Raw genomic sequence first — 12,299 nt, forward strand, 5'->3', positions numbered from 1 at the left:
TTGCGGTCCCGACTGGCTGGGGCAAAAAGCGGCCCTCTCTGCTTGGGTGCGGGAGACGAACCGACGACCGTTGGGGGCACGGTGTGGTGACGACCCACTCTGGATCATACTGGATAATCAACACCCTTGGAAATATGTACAAAAACTTATACACCTTTCTTCTCACTCTTCGGTTCGGAAGAAAAAGCTTACACGCTTATAATTTACAGCAATTTGCCTATATTTCATTTGGTTCAGCTTAGCTAAAAGCTCAAAGAATGTTGCTTTTGAGCGTATATCAGCAAGCATCATCAGCTTCTTTTTTGAAGCTTACAACACATGCATAATCGATCACAAAAAGGCCGTTAGTAAATAAAAGCGGCCTTTTTGTGATGTAAGGTTCTTTCGCATCATTTACGTTGTTCTCTAATTGATTTACGTGATTCACGTTTCTCTTCACGCAGTTCCCTGTTTGACTTACGTGATTCACGTTTCTCTTCACGCGATTCCCTATTTGACTTACGTGGTTCATGTTTTTCTTCACGCGATTCCCTATTTGACTTACGTGATTCACGTTTCTCTTCACGCGGTTCCCTGTTTGACTTACGTGATTCACGTTTCTCTTCACGCGGTTCTCTGTTTGACTTACGTGGTTCATGTTTTTCTTCACTTGCTTCACGTCGTCTACGACTGAAAAGTCCCATTCTCTCATCCTCCATTAATTTTCACATGCACATGCAATAATCACGAGCAGGATAAAAAGTACAAGGACTATCCCGATAACCTCTCTTCCAAAACCGGAGCCCATGTATGTTCCCTCCCTTTCACCTAAGAGATGGTATTATATTACGGGCATAGGTTTGAACAAGTGTTAGGCAAACGCCTTTTCTTAAGCTGCTACGTACGACAATCTCTCCTATACAAAAGTTTTTTGCAGTATAGTCCCACAAAAATTATAAGAAGTATGCGTATACGTATTCCCTCGTCTTTTTCCCGCAACGAAGTTACACGGCCGTTTTGGGCGCGTTGTGGCGGCTATGTACTCTGAACGATACTGAATATACAGTAACAGAATGTAAATCAGTAACAATAACCCATTATGATTCATATTTTATTGAGGAAAGTAGTTAGTGGAGTTGCCTATTGTGCTTTTGTTTTTATGCTTCTTTACAGTGTATTTATTTACTAAACGGAGGTTGCAAAAATGAATGATTTTCAAAAAGAAATCCAAGGATTGGATGTTGGTAATTTCCAGACGTTCCCGATGATTCCTGTCAGCACTCAAAGCCAGTACGCTGCTAATGATACTCGACTATGTTTCGGTTTCTTCAGTTGTTTCGGCTGCGGTGGATGTTTCCGCTGTGGCGGTTGTTTCGGCTGTGGTGGATGTTTTAGCTGCGGTGGATGTTTTCATCATTGCGGTCGTTGTTTTCGCTCCCAATAAAAAACATGGTTGCTTAAGAAGAAAAGCCCCTACATAAACTTTAGGGGCTCTTCTTTATAAGCATTAACATTCGATAATAAAAAAACTGTAAACGAAAGCAGCCAGATGATAGGTGCCAGCGAATTCTTCAAAAAAATCATGCAGATGAGTTATAAGGTGCCCCTTTTTCCGCCATGCTTTCTGTATATGCTCTAGTTTCTAACCGGGATACAAGCATTATGTAATCGTTTCCTTTTTGTATGCACACGTATTTTATTGTAAGAAAATACACATACTATAAATCTGTACTACTTTATACAGGAGGCTGGCCATGTTTGGTTGTGTTGAAGAGATAAAAAAAATAATAAATAAAACAGGCTTTAGTACAGAAGAAAGTAGTTATAGCTCCGGTGTTATAGCAGGGTTAACATTACAATTCGACGCCTTTAAGAGCGGAGGTATCGAAGAAGTAAAAGCAAACACTAGAGATTATTATTTTCTATACATTCGAGAGCTTAAACAATATAGACGAGAGTACGAAAGAGGCTATAAGGATGGAATGATAAGAGGTGAGAAAATTATTCTTGATGTATTGCAAATTACCTGCTAAATAGCAGGTTTTATTTTATGTTCTAAAACAAAAAGGGTGTTAATACCGAATAATCAACACCCTTAGGACAACATGAATTATGTGGCTGCAGAGTCAGGCACCGACTGCTCGTTGCCTGATCTATATTCTTGTTCGCTGTCCGAATCGCTCCTAAAAACACCTTCCCATTTCGCTACTGCAATACAGGAGAAAACGTGTCCAACGACATTTACGGCAGTACGGGCCATATCTATGATTCGGTCAATTCCAAGAATGAGCGCAACACCTTCAGACGGGAGACCTACTGCCGTGGCTGTTGCCAGAAGGACAACCATGGAAGAAGAAGGAACTGCCGCAATTCCTTTGCTTGTTACAATAAAAAACAGCACCATGATGAGTTGCTGTGACCAGCTCATCTCCACGCCAAAAGCTTGGGCAATAAATAGTCCTGCAACAGTTAAGTATAAGGTTGTTCCGTCGGAATTCAGCGGCATACCTGCAGGGATAACAAAAGAAGTAATATATTTGGGTACGCCAAATTTCTCAAGTCGTTGCATTAATTGTGGAACAACGGTCTCTGTGCTCCCTGTAGCAGCCCCGACAATCATTAAATCCCAAACCAGCCTATAGGCTTCAATTATACGTACCTTTAAGAACAACGCGACTAAGGGGAAGAGAACAAACAAAATTAAGGCAAGCCCAAAATAAGCCGCACCAACTAATTTAATTAATGGCAGCAGTACGCCGATTCCATATTTTCCGATTGTTGCTGCCATTAAAGAAAAAACACCGATTGGCGCAACTGTCATTACCATGTTTACAAGGCGAAAAGAAGCTTTTGAAGCCGCTCCCAAAAAGTGAATGACTGGTTTAGCTTCTTGTTGGATGCTTACCAGTGCAATCCCAAACGATCGTTTTAACGCCGACACGCCCCATACGTTTAATATCTCCAACGCCCGTAATACCAACAAGCAATGTAGTTACAATGACTGGAATCACAACCATCTTGATCAGTCGAATGAATGCATCGCCCAGTGGCTTTATGGCCACGCCCGTCTCAGGAAAGAAATAACCGAATAAAGCACCTAACGCAGTCGCAGTTAGAATAAAGAAAGCGAACTTAGTTTTCATTCAATTCCTCCTATTCTGTAATTAATTTATATCCTGAAAATATTATTACCTTATGGAACAAAAAACGCAACATTTATTTCATAAATATCAGGAAAAATCCCTGTTTAACTTTGGCACTGTAAAACTACTTGCTTGCTTGAGCCGCTCTATAACACCGGTTGCACCTTTTCGCTCTGTTTAATCGATTCGATTTTGAACGATAAAATTTGCCACATGCTTTGCATTTTCTGTATACCTTACATGTGCTTCCTTTCATAAATTCTTGCACAATATCCCCAGATTTATTTTTACATAAAAACATAAATATTGCCGCTGTATTTATTGCATCATCCAAAGCATCATGTGCTTTACCCATCCATTCTAAACCAAGCATTTCAACTGCATTCTGCAAAGAAACTTGTTGATTATTTGCCTCAGGAATGTATCTTTTTATGTAGGCCTGCAAATCAATATAAATGTCTACCCAATCATCATCAATTTTATGCAACTTGCAATCCCGTATCAAAACAAGTTTATCTGAATCACTCCATCCGATAAATACATATTCCTCATTACCAATCCAACGTTTAAACTTTTCTATAACCGTTACAAATGATTCCGCTTTCGCGATCGTTTGCCTTGGTATTCCGGTAAATTTTCTTGCGTACTCGGTGTAAGCACAAACCGGTTTAACGTACTCATAAAAAAGCTCATGCTTATACTTCTTACTCTTTATGTGTTCCCCCCTTATTTTTACAGCCCCGATGGATATAACTTCCATTGGATCTGCACTTTTCCACACACGTCCATTTATTTCCGTATCCATCACAATATAATTCATCGTTATATCCACCTTACTTAATTAGGTAATATGGTTATAACATACCTCAAGTTTCTTATTTTATCCATTTACTCCTCCAGCGCCCTATTATACTTTCAAAATAGCAATCCGTTTATAGCAACTGTCAGTATACTTTCATACTATAGAATAATATAAAATACTTTTAGAAAGGAATAATGTCAGTGGTAAAATCTTGTCACTGCTGTCCGCCCTCTCATCATTGTCAGCCCTGCAACTGCTGTCCGCCCCCTCATCACTGTCAGTCCTGCAACTGCTGTCCATCCTCTCATCATTGTAAACCATGCAACTGCTGTCCGCCCTCTCATTGCTGTAAACCATGCAACTGCTGTCCGCCTTCTCATTGCTGTAAACCATGCAACTGCTGTCCACCCTGTCATTGTTGCCCGCCAAGCAGGCTACCAAAGGATTGCCCAGAAGTCTTCCCTGGGTTGTCCAGAAGATTTATGTAAGAATACAAGAAACAACTCATCTATCTGACCACAAATCCTGATAGATGAGTTGTTTTTACATCATTTATACCTATAATCAGTCGTACCGGTAAATACATTTATCTTTCAAAATCTCCGCCCTCTCTCTCAATAACTGGCAATCGTACACAACTTGGATATTTCAAACTATGATAAATGGTTTGCTCTGCAATCACAAACTCGGAGTCAATTGCCGGATCATTCCCGGTATTTTGGTTAGGAAAAGCCAGATTTTTAGCTCCGGATGTAATTGATATCCGAATACGATGACCTGTTTTAAAATGGTTGGCGATTTTAGTCATTTTGATTTCATATTTTTCGACTTTTCCTGGCTCAAGCAGCTCTGGTTTTTCAAAGGTGTTACGGTAACGGGCACGAATTATACCATCTGATAGGCGGATAGAGTTTCCTTTTTCGTCTACATCCGTTAATCTTACGACCCAGTCTGTGTCTTTAGCAGAGCTTGCCGCATAAACGACTGCATAAATGTCACCCGCAATTTCAACATCCTTTTCAAGGGGCTTGGTTTCATACACCAATACGTCTTCACGTGTTTCCACTTCCCGATAGTTTTCCGGGACACTGCACTCATTTTCAGACATATCAATTAAGTATGGGGCAGGATCTTCCGGGTTGAAAACATATTTATCTACCGGCTCGCTAGCTTGCTTCTTCTCATTTAGGAAACCGTCGCCGCTACTCGTATTCGCATCTCCGTTGCTATGTAAGTAGAAATTTTTATATGTTACATATTCAGGCGGGAATTGTTCAGCGCTTCTCCATTGATTTTTACCGACCATGTAATATTGAACACGCGATTCCTTTTCCACTCCATTTTCACAGTCCTTTAAAAAGCGATCAAACCATTTTTGAAAAAGAACATCCAGGTCATATCGAATCGCATTCTCGCCAAATTGAACGTTGTGAATCTGCCGGGTGGAATTTGCACTATGATACCATGGGCCAAGTATTAACCGTTGATGTTGCCGATTGTGGCGGTTCATCATGTCCCACGCTTCTGTTGTTCCCCCCCCATTATCATCGTACCATCCAGAAATGATCAGGGACGGAACATCAATCCTGTCTCCATGAAGAAACCAGTTTGCTTTTTTCCAAAACTCATCATTGTCCATATGTTTCATCCATTCACTCCAAAAGTAAACCTCTTTCCCTAGTGCCTTGAGCGGAATATCCTTCAGCGGTCTAATTTTCAAAAGCTCATCCCAATCATTACGTTCCATTGCCTTTTGATTCATTTTTCGTTCCGCCATCATGAAGGTCCACGCCAACGTTCCAGATACTATCGTTCCGCCCTTTCGCGGTACATCACCAAAGGGACTGCCAGCCGTCACCAGACTAACAAGTGCCTTTAAATGCGGATTTCCGCTTGCAGCTGCTGCCCATTGAACAAATCCTCCATATGAACCGCCGATCATGCCAACTTTGCCGTTAGACCAGGGCTGGGAGGCAATCCAATTTAATGTATCATCACCGTCCTCTATTTCATGAATCATCGGGATCCATTCGCCTTCTGATTCCTCTCGACCGCGGACATCCTGTGAAACAAGAGCAAATCCTCTTTGGACAAACCGGAGCTTATTTAAACCATGCATCATTCTTCCATAAGGGGTCCTAAGCAAAATCGTAGGCAGCGGTATTTCGCAAGACGCCATCTTTGGAAGCCATACTTCTGTTGCGAGCTTGATTCCATCTCTCATTTCAACGTAATGTGTACCTTCATGCTGAACGAGATGCTCAGCTTTAGAGACATCATCCCACAGCGATAGAGGGGTAAAAGATTCATAGCCCTCTTTAATCAATATGACACTATCTTCACGGGCATGGTATAGAAATGCAATAATTTCATTATGATGAATCACAACGTCTATCGGCTGTTTACGATCAAGCATGACAAACCTTTTATGATCATCGGCATTGTTGAATGATCCTTCCATCAAATGAAAATAGTAGCCTGATGGAAGATGAACTTTCTTCTGCTCCCATGAGATTTGTTTGGACTCCTGCCAAATCTTCAGCATATCTTCAAGTGGAATAAGAAGATTATGCCTTATTACAGGTTCAATACTTTTCCACTCTGAAGAAAATACATCTTTTTCTTGAACATAAGCATTATCAGCCTCCAGAAATAATTTTGCTGAAAGAATCCCAGACCTATAGTATATAAACATATTTTCGTCTGATAGCATTTCTGTAAAACCTCCTCATTTTTTAATTGCCTTCAAATTTCTTCGTTCTGCTTTATGCACCAATAATAGCTCTAATCAAATAAGCAGTCCCAAGCCCTATATAGTTTCCTAATGCGGACCCGATTGAACCTAAAATAATTGCTGTTCCGATAACAGAATGCCATTTGGCCGACCCGGCAACCATCGCAGAAGTCGTACCGTCGGCGATGGAGGCAACGACAGAAATGAGCACATATTGATATTCAATTTTAAACATACGACATAACAAGACATGCAACAAAAAAGAACCGAATATTACAAAAAAACAAAAAACAGTGATTAACGGCGCAGAACTTGCAAAAGCTTTAATATCAATACTAAGTCCAATAATGACAAGGAAAAACAAGGCAATAAACACGCCTAGATCTACGTTTCCTTTTAGCTTACGAACCGGTTTATACTGGGCTAGGATAATCGCAAATGTGGTCACAAAAATAATTCGCATCGCACTTGAATATAGCTCTGGAAAGAAGCCTGATAAGTAAGTTGAAAAACTTGTTACAATGAAAGCAATAGCAAAAAGAATGGCAATATCCGTAATCGACCACTTCTTTTCAGCGAAAAGCTCCTGCTTTTCTTCCGATCCGTCCGTTGCTTCCTGTAAGGAATAAGGCCACCACTTTTGGAACCATTTCGATCTTGCAATAATTGACGGTAAGGCAAAAAAGAGCAATAAAGATGGTATACCGACAACGTAATCAGCGGCATTTACGCTACCAAATGTTGTCGGAGTCGCATTTAATCCTGTACCAATTGCCGTTAAGTTCGAGCTCCCCCCCGTATATGTTCCAATTAACATACCGGCAATTTTCCAGCCTTCGGGAATTTTCGCCGCTAAAAAGATACTTACAATAATTGTGACGACAGCTACACTCCCAACGGCACACCCCATAGCAAGCAAAGGTTTCCCCGCGAGCTGTATCCATTCTTTTAGATTGACGCTTAACAGCATCATCGTCAATGATAGCGGGATTGCATAGGTCATGAATACTCCGTAAACCTTATGGGCATGAGGCAAAATGTTGAGATTCGATAATACAATTCCAATAACAACGGCGGCTAAGGCCGGTCCGATCCATACCGCCCATTTAAAGCGCAAAATGTAGAAGGATAGAGCGACAGCCGAAGTTAAAAACGCCAGAATAGCTGTTTCACTTGCGACAAATGCATTCACTTCAAAACCTCCTCATATACGCGTAAAAAGTTGTTACCTAATATGCATTCAATTGCTTCATCATCGTATCCACGTTTAATTAACTCTTTTGTAATCTCCTTGAAACTCTCATGGCCTTTGATAACATCAAACGGAATTCGTTCGAATTTTCCAAAATCATTAGGTGAAATATATTTCATGACCATGTCACATAAATCCAAACCAATCCCAACATGTTTAGCCCCGACTATTTTGACCATATGATCCAAATGATTGATTAAATGTTCCAGGTTAGATTTATCATCGTCTTCGGCGACAAGCATGCTTGCAGCATTAATGCCGATAACACCACCTGTTGCAGCAATTTGCCGTATTTGTTCATCGCTAATGTTTCGCATCGTCGGCATTAAAGCTCGCGCATTGGAATGGGAGGCAATGACCGGTTTTTTGGCCATCTTTAAAACATCAGCAACACCCTCATCATTTAAGTGGCTAACATCAATGAACATGCCTAGCTTTTCCGCCTCTTCAATAACCTCAATACCAAAAGCGGTCAAGCCACCTTTTGTTCCTTCACGAACAGGTGTGAAATGACTGCCGTCCGCAGCATAGTTTCGCCGACTCCAAACAAGTCCTACAATCCTGACACCTAATTCATAAAAAATCCTTAATAGTCTTAAATCATGGCCGATTGGTTCAATCCCCTCAAGCGATAAAAGAAACCCAATTTTATTCTCCTGCTTTGCTTTCCGTACATCTTCATACGTTTTGCACATCATGATATGATGGGACGATTCATCAATTTCCTCATACAATGAATGAATTTGAGCCAACGCTTTACGCAGTCCCATTTCCGGGAGAAATTCACTTTCAATGAAGATCGATGCGACAATAAGGTTTATCCCGCTTGTCTTGAAGCCGGGTAAATAATCGGTTTCAATGACTTTTTTCCGGCCTCTTGCACGTTGAATCTCTACGTCCATCAACAAATCAAAATGAGCGTCAATAACAAAGGCATTTTCATGCAAACTAGCGATTTTCTTTTCCACGTTAACTCCCCCTCAAACAATTTTGGCAAAAAACTTTGCAACATTTCATTTATTCCATATAAAACATATCATTAATTTCAAGAAGGTCGAACTGCTTTTGCCTTTGTTTAAATTGATCGTGCATTTTCACGGAAACCCCCGATACAATCGCATTCATAACCGAAAATAATGAGGGAGCAGCATCAAGTGTCGAACGTTTCGCTTGGAAAAGGTGAATGACGCAATCCGAATATTTCGCAATCGGACTGATCGGTGAATCGGTTAAACTGATAATAAATGCTCCTCGTTTTTTCGCCAGTTCCGCAAAATGGACCGTTTCCTTCGCATATCTATGAAAGGAAATTGCGATAACCGCAGTATTTTCTTTGATTTGATTCATCACTTGATACAGATCATCTGTATCTTGGCGGTAAAGATAGACAGGGTCTTTAATAATTCCAAGAGCAAAACTGAGCCAATGTGCAGCCCCAAATGATGCGCGCATTCCACTAACATAAATATTGTCCGCTTTCGTTAATTTTTGAACGGCTGTATGTATGTCCTGTTCATTCAAATACAAAATGGTTTCTTGGATTTTGGAGCAATCTTTTTTCATGACATTTGTGTAAAAGTTCGAACCTCCAGCGAGTTCAAGTTTTTCTTTGTGAAAATTCTCCAAGCTGTTCTCCGCAGACCATAGCTGCTCTCTAAGCATCGTTTGTAATTCTGAAAAACCTTTTAGGTCTAAAGAATAGCAAAAGCGGATTACAGTTGTTTCACTAACACCGATTTGTTTTCCGATTTCACTTGCCGGGTTCAGAGCGACAAAGTACGAATCCTCCAAAACAAGAGAAGCAACTTTTTGTTGACCTTTTGAAAGATTGTAATACTTAGATTTGATTAAATCACGAAAGTCATACACGGTAACTTGATTGCCTCCTATCATCGATTCAGGAAGTTTACGCTTACTTTTTATTCAAAAACGAAGGATTCACTTCATTTTTTCATAATTAATTTACCATGCGGAACTAATTTTATCAATATTTATATTAATAAAATTTTTATTAATATTCAGTAAATTATTTCAATAAGAGCTTATATGACTAAATTACACGTTTTACCTGGACCATGCCCAAAACCATTCAGAAGACTTTACACGGTACTTTTCAACTTTTTTCCTTAAAATTCAACTTCATTAAAAAGGATTTTAAAAAATGTATTCTTAGCAAGTGGTTCCAGCCAGGGATAGTGACCACACTTATAAAACAAATGGCACGATATATCTTTATTAATTTTTTGGAAAGGATTAATTACACCCTCTATAGGATGTGAATCGTATCTACCATGAAAAACCGAAATTGGTGCTTCTATTTTAGGTAGTACATTTAAAAAATATCCATTTTTACGAAGGGTGCTCATTTCAGGCCATATCGATTTATAAATCGGATATTGAATGTCAGATAACTCTTCATTATTAACGTAATCGCACCAAACAGCCTGACCATTATAAGCATCAGTTTTAGACATTATTTCTCCCAATTTCATAAAGGTTTTACTTTTTTCTTTATCTTGAATATCTTCATGAACAAGTTCATTTTGGAGAATTCTTAGTTGCTTTAATTCGTCTGGTGCTAGACGTTCCAACCGTTTCTTCATAATTCCTTCTGACCATTTCTCGTCCAGTGGAGCACTTGATATTAAGATTAATTTTTTAACCTTTTTTGGATATTTATCTGTATATAAAAGACTTAACAAAGCTCCTGAAGAATGACCAATTAATATCACAGGCTTTTTACAATAGTTTTCAATTTGTTGATTTAGTTCAAGCACTAGCTCATTTACTGTTAATTTTGTCTGGTATGGCTCTAAGACTCCTTTATGTTGAGATAATAAAATTGCTAACTCTTTAACACTTCCTGGTGCACCAGGACCCCCATGAACAGTTACTATCTCTATTGGCTTGTTACCATGACATTTTACGTATCGAATACGTAGCCACCCCTTCCAAATTAAAAATAACTGAATAAAATCATGCAATTTATTGTATATTTAATGTTATACCATAAATTAACAAAAAATCCTTAATAAAATGTTCAATACAAAAAACAACTCCGTACTATAGGAGCTGTTGTTATGGTCCATATACTCTGTCTAGATTTTCAATGCTTAATGCCCAGTTCCTCTAAGCCTTCTAAAAATATCTAGATGGAAATCATTCTATCAGATCCGGTATTATTTATGCAAAAGAAAGTGAGCGTGAAAATGTGAATGGCGGTCTGCTGCTTAATGCCTCCATAGAAAAAATGAATAAACCATTAAGATTGAAGTGTGTATCCAAAAATCAAAAAGCGATGAAATTTTACGAGAATAAGGGGTGGAAGGCCCGCGTGTCTTTTTCCGCCCGCTCCCGCCCACCACCAAAATGTGTCCATTTATCCAATCAGATGTATATAGTTACAAACCGCTACATTTTCCGATAGATTGTGTCTCCCCCATCATCAGGCTGACAGTTTAGCATATTTAATCTCCAATTTTCCTGTTGTATCGATATATGCTTATGTAAATGCTGTATTAAATCCTCCCAGCCTTCATTAGTGCTATTCACCTCTAAATATTCTCCATTTTCGTAATCAAATTCAAGACAAGTAATAATCTCGGTTATGCAGTCGAGTTTATAATAATGAATAGCATATACATCATCCCATTTCATCCATATATCCCTACCTGCTTCATTGTCTACTAAAGATAATCGCTCATCGTTTATTAATATTTTCATCAATACCTGCCTTTCTTTGCTACCCTCGATTCATTATGGACAACATATGTAATGTTCATATTAAAACTCTCGACCCTGTCACTTGTTTTAATACATCATAAAAACAAGATGGACTTAATAAAAATGAGGCTGACACTAGCGATCAGCCTTGTTATCGTCCTTTATCTGTTTAATGATATTAAATTGTTTGGTTTGCAGCGCTACGTCAATGAGCACTTCTTCAACTTCACAGGAGTAATCCTTCAATGTATCTGCTTCAGTTAACGGTTTAATGTCATCCTCCACTACCCAAAATTCCTTCTGGATTGCCGGAACGCGGATGAGATATTGGTAGGCTACATCAATTCTACGATTATGCGCTATAATATAAGCCTCTTGGCCTACCGGCAAACCTAAATTAAGAATATCTGAAAGAATAGTTACTCTGGTCATTAGTGCAAACATGATTTCACCTCTCTTACTTTCTTATCATAAGAGGTGAAAATCGGTCAAGATATAAGATTAAACGATTAGCCCTTTATCTATATACATCTGGTTTGATAAATCGACAAACTTTTGTGGTAGGAAGTAAGAAAAAGAGGAGAAAATCAGAGACTAGAAAAAGACACATTGGCCTTTCTTCTGCTGGAGCACAGGGCGCATCCAACCTCTTCTTTTTTCCGAATT

At 39.2% G+C, this 12,299-nt stretch carries 13 protein-coding genes and 2 pseudogenes; 4 read left to right on the forward strand and 11 right to left on the reverse strand.

Going from position 1 to position 12,299, the window contains the following annotated elements:
* Nucleotides 1–202 (forward strand): hypothetical protein (locus HMPREF0083_RS29030; protein WP_209421080.1); only part of this gene is annotated, 202 nt, incomplete at its 5' end.
* A gap of 187 nt (nt 203–389) precedes the next feature.
* Here the strand turns inward: HMPREF0083_RS29030 and HMPREF0083_RS12665 are convergent.
* On the reverse strand, nt 390–683 hold the full coding sequence (locus HMPREF0083_RS12665) for a hypothetical protein (protein ID WP_148315966.1): 294 nt from the start codon (nt 681–683) through the stop codon (nt 390–392).
* Nucleotides 684–1,183: 500 nt separating this feature from the next.
* Here HMPREF0083_RS12665 and HMPREF0083_RS27230 point away from each other — a divergent pair, with 500 nt between their 5' ends.
* Together HMPREF0083_RS27230 and HMPREF0083_RS12670 are read left to right on the forward strand one after the other, a co-directional pair.
* Nucleotides 1,184–1,423, forward strand: a complete 240-nt coding sequence (locus tag HMPREF0083_RS27230; RefSeq protein WP_081696065.1) for a heterocycloanthracin/sonorensin family bacteriocin — start codon at nt 1,184–1,186, stop codon at nt 1,421–1,423.
* Between the two features lie 310 nt (nt 1,424–1,733).
* Entirely contained in the window at nt 1,734–2,012 is a 279-nt protein-coding gene (locus tag HMPREF0083_RS12670; RefSeq protein ID WP_021621806.1) for a hypothetical protein, read from the forward strand.
* A gap of 77 nt (nt 2,013–2,089) precedes the next feature.
* Here the strand turns inward: HMPREF0083_RS12670 and HMPREF0083_RS12675 are convergent.
* The 8 genes and pseudogenes from HMPREF0083_RS12675 to HMPREF0083_RS12710 form a co-directional block, all read right to left on the reverse strand.
* Nucleotides 2,090–3,122 (reverse strand): annotated as a pseudogene (locus HMPREF0083_RS12675) (dicarboxylate/amino acid:cation symporter).
* Between the two features lie 124 nt (nt 3,123–3,246).
* Nucleotides 3,247–3,942: an exonuclease domain-containing protein gene (locus tag HMPREF0083_RS12680; protein ID WP_021621809.1), complete on the reverse strand. Its 696-nt coding sequence runs from the start codon at nt 3,940–3,942 to the stop codon at nt 3,247–3,249.
* 179 nt (nt 3,943–4,121) lie between these two features.
* Nucleotides 4,122–4,340 (reverse strand): hypothetical protein, encoded by a 219-nt coding sequence (locus tag HMPREF0083_RS12685; protein WP_021621810.1) that lies wholly within the window; start codon nt 4,338–4,340, stop codon nt 4,122–4,124.
* Between the two features lie 170 nt (nt 4,341–4,510).
* Nucleotides 4,511–6,637: a CocE/NonD family hydrolase gene (locus tag HMPREF0083_RS12690; RefSeq protein WP_021621811.1), complete on the reverse strand. Its 2,127-nt coding sequence runs from the start codon at nt 6,635–6,637 to the stop codon at nt 4,511–4,513.
* A 52-nt stretch (nt 6,638–6,689) separates the two neighbouring features.
* Nucleotides 6,690–7,850, reverse strand: a complete 1,161-nt coding sequence (locus HMPREF0083_RS12695; RefSeq protein ID WP_021621812.1) for a DUF819 family protein — start codon at nt 7,848–7,850, stop codon at nt 6,690–6,692.
* Nucleotides 7,847–8,878, reverse strand: coding sequence for a dipeptidase (locus tag HMPREF0083_RS12700; RefSeq protein WP_021621813.1), 1,032 nt, complete (start codon nt 8,876–8,878; stop codon nt 7,847–7,849). The genes HMPREF0083_RS12695 and HMPREF0083_RS12700 overlap by 4 nt, the downstream gene beginning before the upstream one ends.
* 49 nt (nt 8,879–8,927) lie before the next feature.
* On the reverse strand, nt 8,928–9,779 hold the full coding sequence (locus tag HMPREF0083_RS12705; RefSeq protein ID WP_040302638.1) for a MurR/RpiR family transcriptional regulator: 852 nt from the start codon (nt 9,777–9,779) through the stop codon (nt 8,928–8,930).
* 257 nt (nt 9,780–10,036) lie between these two features.
* On the reverse strand, nt 10,037–10,894 hold the full coding sequence (locus HMPREF0083_RS12710) for an alpha/beta fold hydrolase (protein WP_021621815.1): 858 nt from the start codon (nt 10,892–10,894) through the stop codon (nt 10,037–10,039).
* 233 nt (nt 10,895–11,127) lie between these two features.
* Here HMPREF0083_RS12710 and HMPREF0083_RS29955 point away from each other — a divergent pair.
* Nucleotides 11,128–11,337: pseudogene (locus HMPREF0083_RS29955) on the forward strand (hypothetical protein); the annotation flags it as partial.
* Here HMPREF0083_RS29955 and HMPREF0083_RS12715 read toward each other — a convergent pair.
* Both HMPREF0083_RS12715 and HMPREF0083_RS12720 read right to left on the reverse strand, forming a co-directional pair.
* Nucleotides 11,322–11,633 (reverse strand): hypothetical protein, encoded by a 312-nt coding sequence (locus tag HMPREF0083_RS12715; protein WP_021621817.1) that lies wholly within the window; start codon nt 11,631–11,633, stop codon nt 11,322–11,324. The pseudogene HMPREF0083_RS29955 and the gene HMPREF0083_RS12715 sit on opposite strands and share 16 nt — an antisense overlap.
* A gap of 135 nt (nt 11,634–11,768) precedes the next feature.
* On the reverse strand, nt 11,769–12,077 hold the full coding sequence (locus tag HMPREF0083_RS12720) for a hypothetical protein (RefSeq protein WP_021621818.1): 309 nt from the start codon (nt 12,075–12,077) through the stop codon (nt 11,769–11,771).
* Nucleotides 12,078–12,299: the final 222 nt, after the last annotated feature.

It is taken from the genome of Aneurinibacillus aneurinilyticus ATCC 12856, from assembly GCF_000466385.1.
In the GTDB taxonomy this organism is placed as follows: domain Bacteria; phylum Bacillota; class Bacilli; order Aneurinibacillales; family Aneurinibacillaceae; genus Aneurinibacillus; species Aneurinibacillus aneurinilyticus.